The organism is Streptomyces sp. NPDC050147 (assembly GCF_040660195.1).
Lineage (GTDB): Bacteria > Actinomycetota > Actinomycetes > Streptomycetales > Streptomycetaceae > Streptomyces.
The window spans coordinates 61,618-80,439 of record NZ_JBFALJ010000023.1; the positions used below are offsets into that span (position 1 = coordinate 61,618).

Consider the following 18,822-nt stretch of genomic DNA (forward strand, 5'->3'; position numbering starts at 1 on the left):
CGCTCATGCGGAACACGGAGACCGTTCGACGTGAAGGACCCGAGCGCAGGCGCCAGACGCTGGAACGCCTCGACCGGGAGCGGGACATCTGGCTGTCGACGTCCCACCCGGAGCACGGGCCCCACCAAGTGCCCCTGTGGTTCTGGTGGGACGGCCGCGCGCTGTGGATGTGCACCGGCGAGACCTCCGTGACGGTCCGCAACGCGCGCCAGGAGCCCCGGGTGCGCCTCGCGCTGCCGGACACCTCCGATGTGGTGCTCGTGCAGGGCGAGGCGGAGTGCTTCCCGGCCCGCGACGTCCCGCGGGACGCCGGGGACGGGTTCGCCGCCAAGTTCGGCTGGGACCCGCGCAAGGAGGAGAGCTCCTACGTGTATCTGCGCGTGACCCCGCGAACGGTGCGTGCCTGGCGCGGCGAGCACGAGCTGAGCGGCAGGGTCCTCATGCGTGACGGGGCATGGGTGGCGTAACCGCTGTCTGGCCCCGCCGAGGGGCCTGACGCTCTCTACTTCTCGCGGGCCTGGTTGAACCGGAGCATGTTGCCGGCCGGGTCGCGGAAGGCGCAGTCGCGGACGCCGTACGGCTGGTCCATCGGCTCCTGCAGCACGTCGGCGCCCGCGGCGCGGATCCGCTCGAAGGTGGCGTCGACGTCAGCGGTGCGGAAGATGACGCCGCGCAACATGCCCTTGGCCATCAGCTCGGCCGCGGCCTGGCGGTCGGCGTCCGACGCGTTCGGGTCGGCGAGCGGCGGTTCGAGGACGATCTCCACGTCCGGCTGCGACGGCGAGGCGACGGTCACCCAGCGCATTCCCTCGAAACCGACGTCGTTGCGCACCTCGAGACCGAGCACGTCGCGGTAGAAGGCGAGCGCCTTGTCGTGGTCGTCGACGGCGATGAAGCACTGTGCGAGGTTGATTTCCATGCGTACGACGCTACGGACCGGCGTCGGGTTTCGCTTCTCCGTTCCTGATCGGCTCGTTCGGCTCGTTCCTGATCGGCCCGTTTTTGGCCGGTCCGTTTCTGACCGGCCTGGTGTGGATCTTGGCGACGCAGGCGGGGATGGCGGCGCTGTCGCCGTGGTCGCGGGCGCGGTACGCGCTCGGGCTCTCGCCGACCAGTTCGGTGAACCGTGAGCTGAAGGAGCCGAGCGACGTACAGCCGACCGCCATGCAGACCTCCGTCACCGACAGGTCTCCGCGCCGCAGCAGTGCCTTGGCCCGCTCGATCCTGCGGGTCATGAGATAGCTGTACGGCGTCTCTCCGTAGGCGGCGCGGAAGCTGCGCGAGAAGTGCCCCGGCGACATGAGGGCGGCGCGGGCCAGCGCCGGGACGTCGAGGGGCTCCGCGTAGTCGCGGTCCATACGGTCACGGGCCTGGCGGAGCCGGACGAGGTCGGGGAGAGACACAGACACACCGGGAACGTTACCGACCGCCGCGAGAAGCGGGCGGCCGGTGACGCGCCCGGCGCAGGGGTCAGGCCGCGGGGCAGAGCGCGGCGGGCGCCACGGTCGTGTGCACGGGGCGCACGGTGGGCGCGGTGCGGGCGGTGGCCGCGGCCTCGGCCGCGCTCCGCGAGCGGTTGCGGGCGAAGACGACCAGCCGCAGCACGGCGAACCGTGCGACACCGGCGAGCGCGGAGGCGGAGAGGTAGACGACCTGTTCGAGCACCGCGCCGGGCGCCGCCACCAGCTGCTGAAGGGCCAGCATCGCCAGGCAGGTCACCGCGTACGCGGCTGCCGCGGAACCGGCCGACTGCGCGTGCTGACGCCCGGTCGCCCGCCCGCCGGCACCGAAGGTGAAGCGGGCGTGCAGCTCGGTGGCCAGGAGCGTGGAGACCACCGTGATCAAGGCGTTGGCCAGGGCCCAGGGAACCCAGGAGGCCAGGGCGGCGACGGCGAAGCTGGAGACGACCCCCACCCCGCCACCACAGAGCACGAAGCGGGCGAAGGCGCTGAACGCGCCGGGTGCCGCCGACTGCTGACGCTGTGCTGATTCCATGATCGATCCCCTCCCCGGTTGCTTCAGGCGGCGGCGTTCTCCGCTTCAGTGGTGCCATGGTGGCACACTCATGGTGTCACGTCGAGGCATTATTGGCGTCAGGTGTGGCGCCGCGGGCGGCAACGACCGTCACTGCCCCATAAAGCCGCAGGTCAAGGGCTAGTCGCTGGTGGTGTCACGCGTGCGCAAATTCTCGGCATGTTCCCCTCGTCGGGCGGGAAAGGGCGACGTTGATGGCACCAAGTGGCACACCGTGGTTGTCCTGTCCCAGATAACTGTGGGCAGGGCGAGGTTCTGACCTGCGGTGCCTACGGTTGAGTGGGACAGGCTGGCCGTCGATGTCCCGCTCAACCGTAGGCAGCCGCCTCCTAGGGTGCTCATCGCGGAAGTCCACTGGTCGGCGCGGAGGTGCCGGGCCCGCCGAGGCCCGGCGGCAAGAAGTCGGGGAACCTTCCCCGCTTGCAAGTCCTCTTCCCCGCCTCCCTGGGGACGTCGCCGAGTTCACCAGTCTGCTCGCGCCCGGCGACGCCCGACGTTTGCGGCGGTCAGGCCGTATGGGAGCGGGTAGAGGTGATCACGACGGATGTGTAGGGCATGGTGGCGTGGCCGCCGAGCATGTCGATCGCAGTCCCGGCGCTGTCCAGGATCTCCGCCATTTTGTCTGCGGGAAGTTGGGTGAGGCCGCCGAAGGTGGGGAGCTGGTCGAGCCACTCCTCTCGGGAGTAGGTGCGCTCCCAGGCGAAGCGCCACTGTTCCGGCTCGCTGAAGCTGCCCGTCTGCCGGATCCCGTCGGCGATTCTCGTGAACAGTGGCTGGTAGGCGTCCACGGCCGATCCTCTCAGCAGGCCGGGGTTGAACGGGGAGTCGGGGGCGACCCGTTGGAGTGTTTCAGCGAGGGCGTCGATCAACTGGGCCGGGAGCTGGGGGACGTGGTGGAAGGGGGCGAGTCGGCCGCCGGGCCGGAGCACCTGGGCCGCCTTGGCCGCGCCGGCGACGGGGTCCACCCAGTGCCAGGCGGTGCCGGCGATGACCGCGTCGAACTGCCGCCCGGCCGGCTGCCAGTCCTCGAACCTGGCGACCTCGACCTCGACACGGCTGCGTCGCGCGAAGGAGGCCATCCGCTCGTCGGGCTCGACACCGAGCACCGTGCAGCCGGCCGCCTGGAATTGCCGGGCCTCGATGCCGGTCCCGGCTCCGACGTCGAGGACGTGCCGACCGGGGCTTGCCGCGACGATCCTGTCTACCAGGGCCTGGGGATATGTCGGTCGGGCGCGGTCGTAGCGTTCGGCGTCCACACCGAACGACTCGGCAGTCTGCCGGTGGCGGTGGGGCTCGGGTCCGGACTTGTCCGGCTGTCCCTGCGATAAAGTGGGCATGCGCCCACACTAATGGGCGGACGCCCACTTGTTAAGGCGGGCCGGCGCGGAAAGGAAGACAATGCCGTCAGGGGTGCACATCCACAACGTGCGCGGCCAGCTGTTCGAAGCCGCCGAGCGCGTCCTGCTTCGGGACGGACCCGACGCGTTGACCAGCCGGGCGGTCACAGAGGAGGCGAACTGCGCCAAGGGTGTGCTGCACCGGCACTTCACCGACTTCGACGCTTTCCTGGCGGAACTGGTCCTCGACCGCGTCCGCGGCATCGAGGACCGAACCACGACTCTGCGCGCGGCCGCCGGCACCGGGGGCGTGGTGGACAACCTCGCCGACGCACTGCAGGGCCTGTTCGGGCCGGTCACGGTGGCAATCGTCGCGCTCATCACCTTCCGCGACGGCCTCCGCGCCCGGCTGCGCGAGGCCGGTCTGACTGGCATCCCACTGGCCATGCAGGGCACCGCCATGATCGCCGCATACCTCACCGCCGAGCGGGAGTTGGGGCGTCTGGCCGGTGACGCCGACATCGACACACTCGCCCCCACCCTCGTCGGGGCCGGGCACCTGCTGTTCGCCGACCGGACAAGCGCCCCACCGCAGACCACCGCCATCCGCAAGATGGTGACCACCGTAATCGCCGGCGCTTTGCGACCACCCCAATCGTGACCTGAGCGCCCAGGTCGCGAATGCCCGGCTGCTGGAGCTGGGTGCGGGCAAGTCGGATCACCAGCCGCATGGGGACAAGGCGCGGGTCCTCCCCGATCCGGTTGGGCATCCCATTTGTATCAGCCTGCGCTGATTGCCGGATTCACGAGGCCCTCGACCTGTCTGGCAGTGGCCTCGATGGTGGTGCTGAGCCATGTGCGGCTGGTGCCTCGCAGGGGCGCTTGCAGCGGGAAGCGGCGGTGGAATTCGGTGATGGCCCGGGTGACGACGAGGAGGTCGTCACTGAGGATCGACCGTCGCCAATGATCTGACGCGAACAGGCTGATCAGCGTGATGTGTTCGGGGTATCCAGCGGCTTCCAGCCATGGGGCCTTTTTGTCCGGTTCGACGGTGGGTGCCTTGACCACGACCAGGTCGTGGAGGAGTTCGGCGCGGTGGGTGAGCCGGTAGTGGCGGTGGGCCAGACCGCTCCAGAGCTTGCCGGTGGCGACGTAGCAGGCGTCGATGTGAGTCGGGTCGTATCGCTGTCGGAGTCGCCAGTAGTGGCGTTGAGCGCGAATGACGTCGGGGGTTCGGGACAGGTCAAGTTGCTGTTCGGGGGCGAGGACGTTCTTGCCGATCCAGAGGTTGTGGCGGATGCAGACGTCGTCGTGGATGGAGGCCCAGACTTGGGCGGGCAGCGTCGAACCGGTGCGGGCGACGACGCAGCGGCGGCAGGCCCAGCGAAGCACGTGGCCGGGGGCCGGGACGTGTGTCTCCGTCGTGGGTGAGGCGTCGTCCGTGCGGAGGTCGGGGATGGCTTCGGCCAGGGTCTTCCGAGACTGGCCGCTGAGGACGCAGAGGGTGTCGAGGCTGGTGAGACGGGAGTCCAGCCAGCGTGAAGGAGAGCGCAGGCGGGCCAGGGGGACGTGGTTCGCCAGGGCCAGCCGGTTCCAGTAGGACGATTCGCACTCGCCGGGGAACGGCGGCAGCGTGATGGGCAGCGGGCGGATGAGTGCCGGGCGGAACGTCATGGTTCAGCCGGTGGGAGGCAGAGAGGTGGTGCGTCCACGGGCGGAGGATTCACTGCTGTGGTCGATGCGAATGTTCTTGACCGTGGTCCGGGTGATGCGCTCGGTGCTGTCCAGGATTGCGGAGATCGCCGCCGCCCGGATGAGGTGGGAGAGGCTTCCGATCATGCCGCCCGTCCGCTGGTGCAGGTGTTTCGCCATCTTCACCAGGGAGTTCGGCTCGTGCCGGTGGAGGCGGAGGGTGTTCTCCATGGAGGCGATCAGGGACCGCCACTCGGAGTTGAGGGGAAAGGGGCCGGTGCGGATGAGGACACAGCGGCCGGCGAGTTGCTTGCCGCGGATGCCGGTGAACAGCCCGGACTGTTCGACGTTGATGCCGGCATAGACGAATGTCGCGGGCAAGTGCTCGGTGAAGTACTTCAGGTGATCGGAGAGGTCCTCGCCGGCGATGGTGGCGTGGTTGAGCAGGTGGATCTCGTCGACCAGGACCAGGTCCGTGCGTGCCTCGATGAGCACCTGGCAGACGGCGCTGGTGACGTCGATGGTGTTGTGCCTCGGGCCGATCACGGGCAGGCCGAGGAACCGGGCGAACTCCATGGCGAGTTTGCGCGGGGAGCCCTTGGGCGGGGCGGTGATGTAGACGACCGGAATGCGGTCGCTCCCCGGATAGCGCTGCCGGACGCGCAGTTCGTGCAGGCGGCCGAGCTGCTTGAGCGCGGTCGTCTTCCCGGTGGTCCACTCCCCGGAGACGACCATCCCGCGGCGGGCGCCGTGCTCGCGCTGGTTGAGCAGGGTCAGCAGCCGTCCCTGGTGGGCGATCTCCTTGACCGCGGACGTGCGCACGACCTGGAGTTCGGAGTGGTAGGCGATGCGAGCCTCGTCGTAGGCGCCCCGCAGCTGCGGGCTCAGGGCCTGCCACTGCTGCTCGGGCAGCAGGTCGAAGGCGGCCGGGTCTTCCTCGACGAACCGGCGCCAGCCCTCCAGCCGCGTGGACGGGTCCGTGCGGTCCTCGCCGGGCTCGGGTACTTCCTCGCCGTCCGGCTCCGGCGTGTTCACCACCACCGTTCGGCCTCCTTGCGTGCGTCGAAGATCTCCAGTGGGATCACGTCGGCGAGTTCGTCCTCGTCCGTCTCCACCGGTTCGGCCGTTGACTCGCTGGCCGGCTCGTCCGGCCGGGGCCAGGAAGGTTCGGCGGTGGCCCGGGTCCGGGCGGCGACCTTGCGGTCCCGGCCGCTGCGGCGCGATGCGTCGGACGGTTTCGCGGGTTTGTCCGCCGGGCCGTCGGCGGCGCGGTCCAGCAGGGCGACGGCGGCCTGGGCGATCTCGTCCTCGGTCACTCGATCGGTGCCGCGCTGGGCCAGGATGCGGCGGGCGTGGTCCCAGGCCAGTTCGCCCATCGGCATCGGGGCGGTGCGAAGGTGCCGCCAGATGGCGGTGATCCAGCCGCCTTCGAGGTGGTTGCGTACCCAGATGCGGGAGATGTCGTAGGGGTCGTAGTGGACCTCCCAGCTCCGCCCGTCCGGGCCGACGCCGGACGGCTGGCGGCGGAACGGGTTCAACTCCGCGCTGTCGTAGGTGCGGTGGGCCAGGCGGATGCCGTAGGAGTTGATCCTCCGTCGGCAGCGGGGCAGCAGCTCGATGTACTCCTCCGGGCTGAGCGCGACCGGGACGTGCCCGGCCGCCGCGACCAGCGCGGCGTACTTCTCGCTCGGAGTCAGCGCTTTGCCGGGCATCAGCGGGTCCCGCAGCCCGTCGTGCGGCCGGTTCTGCCAATGGACGATCCACTCCTGCAGCAGCTCCTGGAGCCGGTGGATCGTCCAGAGGGCCTCCGCGGCCGGATCGGTGCCGCGGTGTTCGGTGCTGCGGCCCTTGTGGCCGGGCAGGTGCTGGACGAACATCGTGGCCACCGAGCCCAGCGTCGTCTCGATGTGCGGCTTGTCCGTCGGGGTGTCGGGATGGGCGGGCTGGAAGGAGATGCCCAGCGACTGGCAGGCCGAGCGGAACGTGTCGGAGATGTAGGCCTTGCCCCGGTCGCAGACGATCGTCTCCGGCGTGATCACCGGAACCGCCGCCGCCTGGGCCAGCCGTTCGTCCAGCGCCATGAGCGAGGCGTGCGGCATCACCGAACGGGACATCCGCAAAGCGTCCGCCCAGCCCGGCCGCATCGGCTCCGGCGTCATCGCCCGCGCCAGCAGCAGCGCGGCGTCCACCGCCTTCGTCGACGGCCGCAGCACCGCCGCGGCCAGCGTGCGGGTCGCGATGTCCACGATGCCGGTCAGCTCGACGGTGTCCACCGTGCCGTCGTCGTGAACGACCAGCACATCCAGCGGAGTCGAGTCGATCTCCATCACCTCGCCCGGCCGGGTCGCGGTGAGCTGGCCGAACATGCCGTCCGGCTGCTTGGCCAGCGACCGGCGGGTGCGGGCCGAGCCCAGCGTGTGACGGCCGGAACTGACTCCCTTCAGCAGCCGGTAGAACGCCGTGCGCGACGGCAGCGGGACCACTCCGGACCCGTGTTCGGCCTCCAGGACGCGTTCCATCCGGCGCCGCAGCACCTGTGCGGAGACCGTGGACCGGCCCGTTTGCTCGTCCACGACCCTGTGCAGGGCTTCGACCACCCGCCGGTCTGCGCGGCCCGTTCCGTCCGAGACGGTCCGCAGCCGCGGGTCGATCAGGCCCAGCACCCCCTCGTCCTCGAAACGGCGTCGCATCCTCTGGATCAGCGCCAGCGACGTGGTGTGTCCGGCCGCCGCCAGCTCGGCGGCCTTGGCCAACTCCCGCTGCCGCAGCGACTTCACCGCCGGGTCGTACTGGGTTCGAACCGGCCCCTGCGGATCATTCAGCGGACGGCCGGTGAGCATCTCCACCAGGTGCCGCTGCCACCACTCCGCCCGCTCCACGGCCTTGGCGGGAAGCCCCTCCAGCACCCCGGCCGCCGGCACCACCGTCCGCACCGAGGCCGGTGTGACCACCTCGAAGCCCTCCGAGGACAGCAGATGGGCCAGCATCACCACGCTCGCCGACTGTGTCTCGTCGACCAGCCGGACCGCGGTCCCCTCCAGGGCGGCCACCGTGTGCAGGCGCCCATCGAACCGGACCAGGTCACCCGACCGCAGCAGCCGAGGACGCGACGCCATCCCCGCCCCCTTCCCGCACCATGCCGGGCCGAACCCAGGAGTCCGCCGATAACAGATCGGCCTCCAGGTCCACGGCCAGGATCCGATGCCAGAGCAGGTGAAACGGCACCGGCAGCACCGCGATCTGATCACCCGCCCGCAGGGCCCCGGCCAGAAGCCCGCCACCCTCGGTGAACACCTCCATCAGGCGGGCAGCGACCTCCGAGCGGTGCACTCGCGGATGCCGGTAGCCGCCCAGCCACCGCACGTTCGCCATCAGCACTGCCTCCGGTGTGCCCACCCGTTGGAAGTCCCAGCCCACCGCTCGGCAAGCCGCCGCCGTCACGGCGAACTTCGCCGCGTCATCCGGCTCGATCCGCTCGTCCGGACGCACGTCCATCACCAGGCCCGTGCCGTCGGCCCGGCGCACGAAGAAGTCCGGCGTATGCCGCACCCGCTTCCCATCCGTGCTGGTCCACGACAGCCGGAACGGCTGCGAAGCCATGCCAGTCACCATCGGATCGAAGTCGAGCAGCATCAGATGGTCGCGCTCCAGCCACGACTCATATCCCACATGCCCGCAGCAGGTTGCCGACCAGTACCAGCCGCACCAGTTGCCCTGGCCTCGGAAAGCCGGGAACCGGCGCTCGGGCCGTACCGACTCGAACCGCACCGGCCATAACCGGCTCAAAGGCCCCCGTTCGCGGACCCCGGCCGTGCTGACGTACTCCAGCTCGATGTCCTCTGCCGACACCTCATCCGCATCCATCCCGGGCCTCCGGTACGACGTCGACCAGCCGCTTCGACCGTAGAAGCACCGTGACCGCCGTACCTACACATGACCGGAACTCTCCAGAACTTGCCTACACATGACCGGGATACAGCCGCACACGCCTACAGAAGAGCGGGACTGCCTACACATCGCAGAGACAGGACAACCGTGGTGCCACCCGTCGCGCCCGAAGTGGCGTGGCGCACTTTTGCAAGCAGGTGCTTGCAATAGTTAGCAAGGGGTGTGCAGTATCGACGCATGGCATCACTCAACGTCGGCAATCTCGGTGAGTATCTGCGCGAGCAGCGGCGCAACGCGCAGCTCTCGCTCAGGCAGCTCGCCGACGCCGCCGGGGTGTCCAATCCGTATCTGAGCCAGATCGAGCGCGGCCTGCGCAAGCCCAGTGCCGACGTGCTGCAACAAGTGGCCAAGGCGCTGCGGATCTCCGCCGAGACGCTGTATGTCCGGGCCGGGATCCTCGACGAGAAGGAGCGGGACGAGCTGGAGACGCGCGCCGTCATCCTCGCCGACCCCTCCCTCAACGAGCGGCAGAAACAGGTCCTGTTGCAGATCTATGAGTCGTTCAGAAAAGAGAACGGCTTCGAGGTCTCGGAGTACGCGCAAGACGTGGACGCGGATGACGTGGACGCCCCCGCTGACGGCCCCCGCACGGCCGACGGCAGTGATGCCGGCACCAAGGACCACCCAACAAGCTGACCGAGCTGACCGAGCTGACCGAGCTGACGCGAATCCGGGAGGACCATCGCCATGGCCATCAAGGACGACCTGCGCAACACCCTCACCGACACCACCCCCGCCTACTTCGTCGTCGGCACCGCCGACCTGGCGTTCCAGCAGGCGAAGAAGGTGCCGGGCGCCATCGAGCAGCTGATCGCCGAGGCGCCGGCCCGTATCGACGCCGTGCGCAACACCGACACCAAGGCCGTCCAGGACAAGGCCGTCGCCCGCGCCAAGGAGGCGCAGGAGACTCTTCAGACCAGGTTCACCGAGCTGCTCGGCACGCTCGACACCGACCTGAAGAAGCTGGGCGAGAGTGCCCAGGGCTTTGCCCTCAGCTCGGTCGGTGTCGCCGCCGAGTACGCCGTGAAGGCGCGCGAGAAGTACGAAGAGGTCGCCGAGCACGGCGAGCAGGCCGTGCGGACCTGGCGCGGCGAGGCTGCCGAGGAGATCAACGAGCTGGCCGTTGCCGTCGACCCGGACGCCGAGGAGAAGTCGGGCGCCGCCCAGTCGGGGACGTCGGGCTCCACCGAGGCGAGTGCCGCCGCGGCTCCGCCGAAGACGCCCGCCGCCAGGAAGGCGCCGACCGCCCGCAAGCCCGCGGCGAAGAAGACCACGCCGCCCGCGAAGTAGGCGCGCGGTACGGCAGTTGTCGTGTTGAGGGGCCGGGCACTCTGGAAGTGCCCGGCCCGTTCTCCGGGTAGCGGGTACGGTGTCCGCGTACTCAAGAGCCGAGACTGGTGGTGGACGTTGTGCTGATGCAGGGGTTCGCGAACTTCATGTGGCTGCTGTCGTTGGCGTTGATCGTCTTCAGCGGCTTCGCGCTCGTCGACGCGGCCGTCCGGCGCGAGGACGCCTATCGTGCGGCGGACAAGAAGACCAAGCCGTTCTGGCTGATCATCCTCGGGCTCGCCTTCATCGTGAATCTGATCTTCAACATCCTGTCGTTCCTGCCGATCATCGGGCTCATCGCGACCATCGTCTACATGGTCGACGTGCGCCCCGCGCTGCGGCAGATCACCGGCGGGGGCGGCGGCGGACGCCGCGGCTCCAGCAGCGACGGTCCGTACGGGCCGTACAACGGCGGCCGGTAACCCTCAGGCGCTGACACGCCACCGCCGCCCGCGTCCACCCGCGCCCGCGCCACCACGCCCCTCCGCTAGCGGTCCCGGTCGAGCAGCAGCACCGCCACGTCGTCGGTGAGCTCCCCGCCGTTGAGCTCGCGCACCTCGTTCACCGCGGCCTCCAGGAGCTCGTCGCCGCGCAGGCCCGCCGCGAGCTGGCGGCGGAGCATCTCCACCATGCCGTCCTGGCCCAGACGCTGATTGCCCTGGCCGATGCGCCCCTCTATCAGGCCGTCCGTGTAGAGCATCAGGCTCCACTTGCCGCCGAGCTCCACCTGGCGGCGCGGCCAGCGGGCGTTCGGCAGGAGCCCGAGCGCCGGGCCGTTGGTGTCGTACGGCAGCAGTTCGGCGAGGTGGCCGTCGCGGGCGATCAGCGGTGACGGGTGTCCCGCCAGGCAGAGCCCGGCCCGGCGGCCGTCCGGGGCGATGTCGACGGTGCAGAGCGTCGCGAAGATCTCCTCGTCGGCACGCTCGTGCTCCAGGACCTTCTGCAGCGTGCTGAGCAGTTCGTCGCCGCACAGACCCGCGAAGGTCAGCGTCCGCCAGGCGATGCGCAGCTCGACACCGAGCGCCGCCTCGTCAGGCCCGTGGCCGCAGACATCGCCGATCATGACGTGCACGGAGCCGTCGGGGGTGCGCACCGTGTCGTAGAAGTCGCCGCCGAGCAGCGCCCGCGAACGCCCCGGACGGTAGCGCGCGGCGAACCGCAGCGGTGAGCCGTCCAGGAGCGGCGTCGGCAGCAGGCCGCGCTCCAGGCGGGCGTTCTCCTGGGCCCGGAGGCGTGACTCCGTCAGCTGACGCTGGGCGGCGTCCGCGCGCTTGCGCTCCACGGCGTACCGGATGGCGCGGCTGAGCAGCCGCCCGTCCAGCTCGTCACGGAAGAGATAGTCCTGGGCGCCGACCCGCACGGCCTCCGCGCCGCCCTCGGTGTCGCCGCTCGCGGTGAGCGCGAGGACGGCGTGCCGGGGTGCGAGGCGCAGGACGTGCTTGAGCGTGGCGAGCTCGTCCTCTTCCTCCTCCGGGCCGGTGGCGGGGCCCGGGAGGGCCAGGTCGAGCAGGATGCAGTGCACGTCGTCGGTGAGCAGCCGCTCGGCCTCGGTGAGGTTGCGGGCGGTGCGGACCCTGATGGGCTTGCCCGCGGAGTCCAGCATCTGGGGGACGCTCAGGGAGCCCACCGGGTCGTCCTCGATGACCAGGAGGCTGAGGCCGGGGCCGCTCGCCTGCTGGTCCATGTCCGTGGACGACGGCAGATGCCCCACGGGGGCGGATTCGGTTTCGGGCGCCCGCACGGGTGCGGACGTCGGCGTCGGCAGAGCGGGAGCCTGACCGCCTTCCGCGGCCGGGATCGCTCTCTGCCGCGGTATGGGTACGGGCATGGCTTCGGTTTCCTTCCCTCCCCCCGAGGGCATGGTGGATCGACGGTCGAACGCTCCACCGACGGGGACCATAGCGTTAGCCGAGCCTCGATTGGAATGGCGCGAGGCAAACAGCCACCGTCATATGCCGCATCAGGGGCCGCAATTGGGCACGACGGCCCCCGACAGGGATGACGAACATCACGCCCGGAAGGTTGAGAGACGGGTCAGGGGTGCGGTGGGTCACATGACGTGGCACACAGGGCGGCCGCCGGGAGGACTCCGGATGCCTGCTTGTCGGGCCGATTCCTACTTGTCGGGCCGCACGACCCCGAGGATCTTCATCGAACCCGCGCCCGCGACGGTGACATCGCGGCCGGGCCGCGGCGCGTGCACGATCGCTCCGTCACCCACGTACATCCCGACGTGGCTGGCGTCCGCGTGGTAAATGATCAGGTCACCCGGGTGCATGTTCTTGACGTCGATGTGCGGCAGCTGCTTCCACTGCTCCTGTGACGTACGCGGGATTCCCTTGCCGGCGGCAGCCCAGGCCTTGGAGGTGAGCCCCGAGCAGTCGTACGAGGACGGGCCCTCCGCGCCCCAGACGTAGGGCTTGCCGATCTGCGCGGTGGCGAACTCGACGGCCTTCTTGCCCGGACCGGTCGCCTTGCCCTTGATGTCGTCGAGGACACCCGAACTCACCCACGCCGACTGCTTCTTGAGCTGGGCCTCTTCCTCGAGCTTCTTGAGCCGTTCGAGCTCCTTCTTCTCGAGCTTGGACTCCATCTCCTCGGCGGCCGCGATCTTCTTCTTGATCTTCTTCTTCGACGCGGCCTTCGCCTTGCGGTTGGTCTCCAGCTTCTTCCACTGGGCGGTGGCGTCCTTGGCGTAGATCCGCAGGTCTTCCTGCGTCCGCTCCATCTCCGTCATCATGCCCTTGGTGGCCTTCTGGCCCTGCCGCATCCGTCCGGCGCCGTCCAGGAACTCCTGGGGGTCGTCGCTCAGCATCAGCCGGGCCTCGGAGGAGACCCCGCCGCTGCGGTACTGGGCGCGGGCGGCGGCGGCCGCGCGGGACTTGAGCTTGTCCAGCTTCTGCTCGCCCTTGGTGATGGAACGGGCGAGCTTCACGATCTGCTTGGACTGCTTCTCGCTCTTCTCCTCCGCCGCGTTGTAGGCGTCCGTGGCTACGCCCGCGTCGTGATAGAGCTTCTCGATCTCCTTGCGCAGGTCCTCAAGGGACTTCGTACTGCCAGGCGTTGGCTTCGCCGGACTCGCGTAGGCCGCGCCCGGGGCGCTCAGCACTACCGCCGCGCAGATCAGCGCCAGGCCAGCCACAGTCGAACTCCGCTTGCCGGTCACGTCCGCCTCCCCCAGAGCCGATATCCAGAGCTGATTTACCGTCAGTAACTTATGGGTGCCCCGGGGATGGTGCCATGTCGACGCGCAATACGACAGAGCACAGCGGCAACTCCGATCCCTACCCGCCTCATGTGACGAACGGCACTCGTAGATCGTTCCCTCCGCGGCGCGCCGCACGCGGAGTTCACCCGCCGCCGCCTCGCGAATTCACCCGGAGGCACCCCGCGCGTTCATCCCTGACGCGGCGCCAACGCTTCCCACCGCACCGTCACTTCGCCCTGCCGCCACCGCGCGGGGCGGTCCGCCACCGGCCAGTCCGCGGCCAAGGCCCGCGCCGTCCTGATCCACCGCTGCCGGGCGCCGTAGGAGGCGTAGGGCGCGGCTGCGGCCCAGGCGCGGTCGAAGTCGCGCAGGAACGCGTGCACCGGTTCGCCCGGCACGTTCCGGTGGATCAGCGCCTTGGGCAGGCGCTCGGCGAGATCGGACGGCCGGTCGAGCGATCCGAGGCGGGTCGCGAAGGTGACCGTGCGCGGCCCCTCGGGCCCGAGCGCGACCCAGACGTGCCGCCGCCCGATCTCGTCGCACGTCCCCTCGACGAGCAGTCCGCCAGGTGCGAGGCGCCCGCACAGCCGTTCCCACACGGCGGCGACCTGCTCCTCGTCGTACTGCCGGAGCACGTTCGCGGCCCGGATCAGTGCGGGCCTGCCCGGCAGCGGGACCTCGAAGCCGCCGTGCCGGAAGGAGAGCCCTTCCCGCTCGTACGGCTTCGCGGCCGCGACCCGGGCCGGATCGATCTCGACGCCGACCACGCGCGCGTGCGGGGCGGCGGTCCTGAGCCGGACCAGCAGCTCCACGGCCGTCCAGGGTGCGGCCCCGTAGCCGAGGTCGACCGCGACGGGGTCGGCCGCGCGCCGCAGCGCGGCGCCGTGCGTGGCGGCGATCCAGCGGTCCATGCGGCGCAGGCGGTTGGGGTTGGTCGTCCCGCGCGTCACCGTTCCCACGGGGCGGGAAGGGGTGCGGGAGGCCATGAGGAAAGGGTATGCGCCCTGGTGCCGGGGGTACTGGCCGAGCGCCGCGAGGGCATGGGCCGAGCCGTGGGCGGCAAGAGGTTGAGCCCTGTCCGGTAATCATTTGGCAAAGAGGAAATGGAGTCGGCCCTTCCGATGTTCTCCCTGCGGAGGACCGTGCACGCCCTCCCTTGAGACATGCCCGCGCGCGCACAAGGAGGACCGCCACGTGAGCCAGTACGTGACCAGGCTCGGCCGTCGCTCGCCGGCAGCGCCGGGCAGGCTCCGGCTCCCCGGCGCCCACCGGCGCCCCCGCCGGGTGGCCATGCTCAGCGTGCACACGTCACCGCTGCACCAGCCCGGCACGGGCGACGCGGGCGGCATGAACGTCTACATCGTGGAGCTGGCCAAACGCCTGGCGGCCATCAACATCGAGGTCGAGATCTTCACACGCTCGACCACGGGCGCACTGCCGCCGGCCGTCGAACTCGCGCCGGGCGTCCTCGTGCGCCATGTGGACGCGGGGCCGTACGAAGGCCTGGCCAAGGAGGAGCTGCCCGCCCAGCTCTGCGCCTTCACGCACGGCGTGATGCAGGCATGGGCGGGCCACCGCCCCGACTACTACGACCTGGTGCACTCCCACTACTGGCTCAGCGGCCATGTCGGCTGGCTCGCCGCCGAGCGCTGGGGCGTGCCGCTGGTGCACGCGATGCACACCATGGCGAAGGTCAAGAACGCGGCGCTCGCCGAGGGCGACACCCCGGAGCCCGCGGCACGGGTGATCGGCGAGACACAGATCGTGCGCGCCGCCGACCGGCTGATCGCCAACACCTCGGAAGAGGCCGACGAACTCGTACGCCACTACGAGGCCCACGCGGGCAAGGTCGCCGTCGTCCACCCCGGCGTGAACCTCGACCGCTTCCGCCCCGCCGACGGCCGCGCGGCGGCCCGCCACCGCCTCGGCCTCCCGCAGGACGCGCTGGTCCCGCTCTTCGCGGGCCGTATCCAGCCCCTGAAGGCGCCGGACGTCCTGCTCCGCGCGGTCGCGGTCCTCCTGGAGCAGCGCCCCGAGCTCCGCTCGAACATCGTCGTCCCCGTGGTGGGCGGCCCGAGCGGCAGCGGACTCGCGAAGCCGGAGGGCCTGCAGAAGCTGGCCGCGAGGCTGGGCATCGCGGACGTGGTCCGCTTCCAGCCGCCGGTGGGCCAGGAGCAGCTCGCGGACTGGTTCAGGGCGGCCTCGGTCCTGGTGATGCCCTCGTACAGCGAGTCGTTCGGCCTGGTGGCCATCGAGGCTCAGGCGGCGGGCACCCCCGTGCTCGCCGCGTCGGTGGGCGGTCTGCCGGTGGCCGTACGCGACGGGGAGACGGGCTTCTTGATCGACGGCCACGAACCGGCCCACTACGCGCGCGTGCTGCGCGATTTCGCCGAGTCCCCACACCTCGTGGACCGCATGGGCGACGCTGCCGCACGGCACGCGCAGTCCTTCGGCTGGGACACGGCCGCGTCCGCCACGGCGGACGTCTACACGGCAGCGGTGTACGAGCACAGGGGTCGCGTACGCTCGCATCATGGCTGATCAGACGTGTGCGGCGGCGATCGAGATCATCGAACAGACGCTGGGCGAGGCGGAACTGGAGTGGCAGAGCCCTGAGAGCGGCTCCTTCGTCGTGACGCTTCCGGGCACCCGCAAGCTGTCGACGACGCTCTCGCTCCGGGTCGGCAAGCACGCGTTGACGCTGACGGCGTTCGTGATCCGGCACCCCGACGAGAACCACGACGCGGTGCACCGCTGGCTCCTGGAGCGGAACCTGCGCCTGTACGGCGTGAGTTACGCGATCGACTCCCTCGGCGACATCTACCTCACCGGAAAGCTGCCGCTCTCGGCGGTCACCCCGGAGGAACTCGACCGCCTGCTCGGCTCGGTCCTGGAGAACGCCGACGGCTCCTTCAACACGCTCCTGGAGCTGGGCTTCGCCTCGGCGATCCGCAAGGAGTACGCGTGGCGGGTGTCGCGGGGCGAGTCCACGCGGAACCTGGACGCGTTCACTCACCTGACCAAGCCGCAGGACTGACGGGAGGCCTCCGGGCCTGGCATACCCGTCAGGCACGAGCCGATCCAGCCCCGGATGCGCACTATGCCGCCAACCGTCGGTAACCGTGTGACCGCACCACGTGGTGCGGGCTACACAGGAGGACTGGATTGTTCTTGCCTGACGGGAGGACTCGCCGGTGGTTCTATCGATCAACGTGGCGGTTCTGCTGGCTGTCGTCATCGTCTTGCGACTGCGCAGACGCACGCAGGCCCGGAGCCGGAACGACGAGCAACTGACCGTGCTCATCGTGCTCGTCTTCGGCGTGCTGATCGCCCCGACCGCCTTCGGCCAGGGGATCCAGGACGTCGTCGGCGAAATCGCTCAGGGAATCACGGACTCGGGCAGCCCATGAGGCCCAGCGGAAATCCAGGACGCTGAAGCCTGTCAGCGCATTGAGCCCCGCCCCGGCCAGTACGGTGCTTCCCTGCGGCGCACATCAACCAGCCCGCGGCTGCCGACAGGAACGCGGAGACGAACACCGGATGAGCGCACGTTTCGAAGAGATCGACTGGCGGACGACCCCCATGGGCGAGATCAGCCTGCGGCGCCGGCGTGACCCGGCATCGGGGGAGGACGTCTACGAGGTGAAGCTGGACGACGAGTACCTGATGTCCAGCCTCTTCACCGCGGGGGAGGTCGAGCTGACCCGGCTCGGCCTGGCGGAGCTGCCCGACGGCCCGCTCGATGTCGCCGTGGGCGGGCTCGGTCTCGGGTACACGGCCAGGACCGCGCTCGATGATCCACGGGTGCGCTCGCTGATCGTCGTCGACGCCCTGGCCGAGGTGATCGACTGGCACCGGCGCGGGCTCGTACCGCTGGGCGCGGGGCTTGCGTCGGACCCCCGGTGCCGGCTGGTGCGCGGGGACTTCTTCGCCATGGCCGCGGGGAGCGCGGCGGCGGGCGGCCCGGTGCCTGCGGACGGGGCGAAGGCGGACGACGGCTCCGAAGCGGTTCCGCACGGCCTGGACCCCGAGACTCCCGGCCGCCGTTTCCACGCGATCCTGCTGGACGTCGACCACTCACCCCGCCACGTGCTGCACCCCGGCCACGCCGCGCTGTACCGCCCGGCGGGCCTGACCGCTCTGGCCGAACTGCTTCACCCCGGCGGAGTGTTCGCACTGTGGTCGAACGATCCGCCGGACGAGGAGTTCGGCGCGGTGCTCGCAGAGGTCTTCACGGAGACCGCCGCGCACGTGGTCGACTTCGCCAATCCGCTCCAGGGCGGGACGGCGACCAACACCGTCTATGTCGCCCGCAGGGGCGAGGGCTGAACTGCCTGAGGGCTGAACTGATGGGCCGCCCAGCTAAAAGCCCCCCGCCGGCCGACAAGCCGCAGGCAGGGGGCTTCCACGTGGGTGCTTACTTCTTCTTGCCCTGATTCTTGACCGCCTCGATGGCCGCCTTCGCGGCCTCGGGGTCGAGGTAGGTGCCCCCGGTCTTCACCGGCTTGAAGTCCGCGTCCAGTTCGTACGCCAGCGGGATGCCCGTCGGGATGTTCAGGCCCGCGATGTCCTCGTCCGAGATGCCGTCCAGGTGCTTGACCAGGGCGCGCAGCGAGTTGCCGTGGGCGGCGACCAGGACCGTGCGGCCGGTCAGGAGGTCCGGGACGATGCCGTCGAACCAGTACGGGAGCATGCGGACGACGACGTCCTTGAGGCACTCCGTCTGCGGGCGCAGCTCCGGCGGGAGCGTCGCGTAGCGCGGGTCCTCGAACTGGGAGTACTCGGCGTCGCGGTCCAGGGGCGGCGGCGGAGTGTCGTACGAGCGGCGCCAGAGCATGAACTGCTCCTCGCCGAACTCGGCGAGCGTCTGCGCCTTGTCCTTGCCCTGGAGCGCGCCGTAGTGACGCTCGTTCAGGCGCCACGAGCGGTGCACGGGGATCCAGTGGCGGTCGGCCGACTCCAGGGCCAGCTGCGCGGTGCGGATCGCGCGCTTCTGGAGCGACGTGTGGACCACATCGGGGAGCAGGCCGGCGTCCTTGAGCAGCTCACCGCCGCGGACCGCCTCCTTCTCGCCCTTCTCGTTGAGATTGACGTCCACCCAGCCGGTGAACAGGTTCTTCGCGTTCCACTCGCTCTCGCCGTGGCGGAGGAGGATCAGCTTGTACGGTGCGTCGGCCATGCCCCTGAGCGTAATCGAACCGCCGGGTGCCCCGCGCGTCCGCCCGGACCACGGACGGTCGGCCCCGGGGGCGGCGCCAGTTGACGGGTTCTGCT

The 18,822-nt window shown here is 70.2% G+C and carries 21 protein-coding genes and 1 pseudogene; 10 read left to right on the forward strand and 12 right to left on the reverse strand.

Annotated features, from left to right (window positions below; translation table 11 throughout):
* The first annotated feature begins 5 nt into the window (after window positions 1-5).
* Entirely contained in the window at window positions 6-467 is a 462-nt protein-coding gene (locus AB0I94_RS29995) for a pyridoxamine 5'-phosphate oxidase family protein (RefSeq protein WP_363312825.1), read from the forward strand.
* 35 nt (window positions 468-502) lie between these two features.
* Here the strand turns inward: AB0I94_RS29995 and AB0I94_RS30000 are convergent, their stop codons facing one another.
* The 4 genes from AB0I94_RS30000 to AB0I94_RS30015 all read right to left on the reverse strand — a co-directional run bounded on the left by AB0I94_RS30000 (window position 503) and on the right by AB0I94_RS30015 (window position 3,371).
* Window positions 503-919 (reverse strand): VOC family protein, encoded by a 417-nt coding sequence (locus tag AB0I94_RS30000; protein WP_363312826.1) that lies wholly within the window; start codon window positions 917-919, stop codon window positions 503-505.
* Window positions 920-929: 10 nt separating this feature from the next.
* Window positions 930-1,403, reverse strand: a complete 474-nt coding sequence (locus tag AB0I94_RS30005; RefSeq protein WP_363312922.1) for a helix-turn-helix transcriptional regulator — start codon at window positions 1,401-1,403, stop codon at window positions 930-932.
* Window positions 1,404-1,470: 67 nt separating this feature from the next.
* Window positions 1,471-1,995 (reverse strand): hypothetical protein, encoded by a 525-nt coding sequence (locus AB0I94_RS30010; RefSeq protein ID WP_363312827.1) that lies wholly within the window; start codon window positions 1,993-1,995, stop codon window positions 1,471-1,473.
* Between the two features lie 545 nt (window positions 1,996-2,540).
* Window positions 2,541-3,371 (reverse strand): class I SAM-dependent methyltransferase, encoded by an 831-nt coding sequence (locus tag AB0I94_RS30015; protein ID WP_363312828.1) that lies wholly within the window; start codon window positions 3,369-3,371, stop codon window positions 2,541-2,543.
* 61 nt (window positions 3,372-3,432) lie between these two features.
* Here AB0I94_RS30015 and AB0I94_RS30020 point away from each other — a divergent pair, with 61 nt between their 5' ends.
* Together AB0I94_RS30020 and AB0I94_RS30025 are read left to right on the forward strand one after the other, a co-directional pair.
* Complete coding sequence (locus tag AB0I94_RS30020) at window positions 3,433-4,032, forward strand: helix-turn-helix domain-containing protein (protein ID WP_363312829.1); 600 nt, start codon at window positions 3,433-3,435, stop codon at window positions 4,030-4,032.
* A 16-nt stretch (window positions 4,033-4,048) separates the two neighbouring features.
* Window positions 4,049-4,165, forward strand: a pseudogene (locus AB0I94_RS30025) (VOC family protein); the annotation flags it as partial.
* On the opposite strand, the gene AB0I94_RS30030 reads toward AB0I94_RS30025, so the two are convergent.
* From AB0I94_RS30030 to AB0I94_RS30045, 4 genes are read right to left on the reverse strand one after another with little or no spacing between them, the layout of a single operon-like run.
* Complete coding sequence (locus tag AB0I94_RS30030; RefSeq protein WP_363312830.1) at window positions 4,152-5,045, reverse strand: hypothetical protein; 894 nt, start codon at window positions 5,043-5,045, stop codon at window positions 4,152-4,154. The pseudogene AB0I94_RS30025 and the gene AB0I94_RS30030 overlap by 14 nt on opposite strands.
* A gap of 3 nt (window positions 5,046-5,048) precedes the next feature.
* The gene (locus tag AB0I94_RS30035) at window positions 5,049-6,104 is read right to left on the reverse strand and encodes an ATP-binding protein (RefSeq protein ID WP_363312831.1); all 1,056 of its coding nucleotides are present in this window, start codon (window positions 6,102-6,104) and stop codon (window positions 5,049-5,051) included.
* Window positions 6,095-8,179 carry a transposase gene (locus AB0I94_RS30040; RefSeq protein ID WP_363312832.1) on the reverse strand — a complete coding sequence of 695 codons (2,085 nt, stop codon included), beginning with the start codon at window positions 8,177-8,179 and terminating at the stop codon, window positions 6,095-6,097. The genes AB0I94_RS30035 and AB0I94_RS30040 overlap by 10 nt, the downstream gene beginning before the upstream one ends.
* Window positions 8,145-8,927, reverse strand: coding sequence for a TnsA-like heteromeric transposase endonuclease subunit (locus tag AB0I94_RS30045; RefSeq protein ID WP_363312833.1), 783 nt, complete (start codon window positions 8,925-8,927; stop codon window positions 8,145-8,147). Before AB0I94_RS30045 ends, AB0I94_RS30040 begins: the two co-directional genes overlap by 35 nt.
* A gap of 261 nt (window positions 8,928-9,188) precedes the next feature.
* Between AB0I94_RS30045 and AB0I94_RS30050 the strand changes: the two genes are divergently transcribed.
* The 3 genes from AB0I94_RS30050 to AB0I94_RS30060 all read left to right on the forward strand — a co-directional run bounded on the left by AB0I94_RS30050 (window position 9,189) and on the right by AB0I94_RS30060 (window position 10,762).
* Entirely contained in the window at window positions 9,189-9,647 is a 459-nt protein-coding gene (locus AB0I94_RS30050) for a helix-turn-helix transcriptional regulator (protein ID WP_363312834.1), read from the forward strand.
* 51 nt (window positions 9,648-9,698) lie between these two features.
* On the forward strand, window positions 9,699-10,301 hold the full coding sequence (locus tag AB0I94_RS30055; RefSeq protein WP_363312835.1) for a hypothetical protein: 603 nt from the start codon (window positions 9,699-9,701) through the stop codon (window positions 10,299-10,301).
* A 125-nt stretch (window positions 10,302-10,426) separates the two neighbouring features.
* A complete protein-coding gene (locus AB0I94_RS30060) occupies window positions 10,427-10,762 on the forward strand; it encodes a DUF2516 family protein (RefSeq protein WP_363312923.1) in 336 nt (111 codons plus the stop codon).
* A gap of 65 nt (window positions 10,763-10,827) precedes the next feature.
* Here AB0I94_RS30060 and AB0I94_RS30065 read toward each other — a convergent pair whose 3' ends face one another.
* From AB0I94_RS30065 to AB0I94_RS30075, 3 genes are all read right to left on the reverse strand, one after another.
* Window positions 10,828-12,168 (reverse strand): SpoIIE family protein phosphatase, encoded by a 1,341-nt coding sequence (locus AB0I94_RS30065; protein WP_363312836.1) that lies wholly within the window; start codon window positions 12,166-12,168, stop codon window positions 10,828-10,830.
* 288 nt (window positions 12,169-12,456) lie between these two features.
* The gene (locus tag AB0I94_RS30070) at window positions 12,457-13,506 is read right to left on the reverse strand and encodes an NlpC/P60 family protein (protein WP_363312837.1); all 1,050 of its coding nucleotides are present in this window, start codon (window positions 13,504-13,506) and stop codon (window positions 12,457-12,459) included.
* A gap of 230 nt (window positions 13,507-13,736) precedes the next feature.
* On the reverse strand, window positions 13,737-14,534 hold the full coding sequence (locus AB0I94_RS30075; RefSeq protein ID WP_363312838.1) for a class I SAM-dependent methyltransferase: 798 nt from the start codon (window positions 14,532-14,534) through the stop codon (window positions 13,737-13,739).
* Between the two features lie 208 nt (window positions 14,535-14,742).
* Between AB0I94_RS30075 and mshA the strand changes: the two genes are divergently transcribed.
* From mshA to AB0I94_RS30095, 4 genes are all read left to right on the forward strand, one after another.
* The gene (mshA, locus tag AB0I94_RS30080; protein ID WP_363312839.1) at window positions 14,743-16,089 is read left to right on the forward strand and encodes a D-inositol-3-phosphate glycosyltransferase; all 1,347 of its coding nucleotides are present in this window, start codon (window positions 14,743-14,745) and stop codon (window positions 16,087-16,089) included.
* Window positions 16,082-16,585, forward strand: a complete 504-nt coding sequence (locus AB0I94_RS30085) for a YbjN domain-containing protein (protein WP_363312840.1) — start codon at window positions 16,082-16,084, stop codon at window positions 16,583-16,585. The genes mshA and AB0I94_RS30085 overlap by 8 nt, the downstream gene beginning before the upstream one ends.
* Window positions 16,586-16,742: 157 nt before the next feature.
* Window positions 16,743-16,958, forward strand: coding sequence for a hypothetical protein (locus AB0I94_RS30090; protein ID WP_363312841.1), 216 nt, complete (start codon window positions 16,743-16,745; stop codon window positions 16,956-16,958).
* A 130-nt stretch (window positions 16,959-17,088) separates the two neighbouring features.
* Window positions 17,089-17,877 (forward strand): spermidine synthase, encoded by a 789-nt coding sequence (locus AB0I94_RS30095; RefSeq protein ID WP_363312842.1) that lies wholly within the window; start codon window positions 17,089-17,091, stop codon window positions 17,875-17,877.
* Between the two features lie 88 nt (window positions 17,878-17,965).
* Here AB0I94_RS30095 and AB0I94_RS30100 read toward each other — a convergent pair whose 3' ends face one another.
* Window positions 17,966-18,727: a phosphoglyceromutase gene (locus AB0I94_RS30100; RefSeq protein WP_363312843.1), complete on the reverse strand. Its 762-nt coding sequence runs from the start codon at window positions 18,725-18,727 to the stop codon at window positions 17,966-17,968.
* Window positions 18,728-18,822 lie beyond the last annotated feature (95 nt).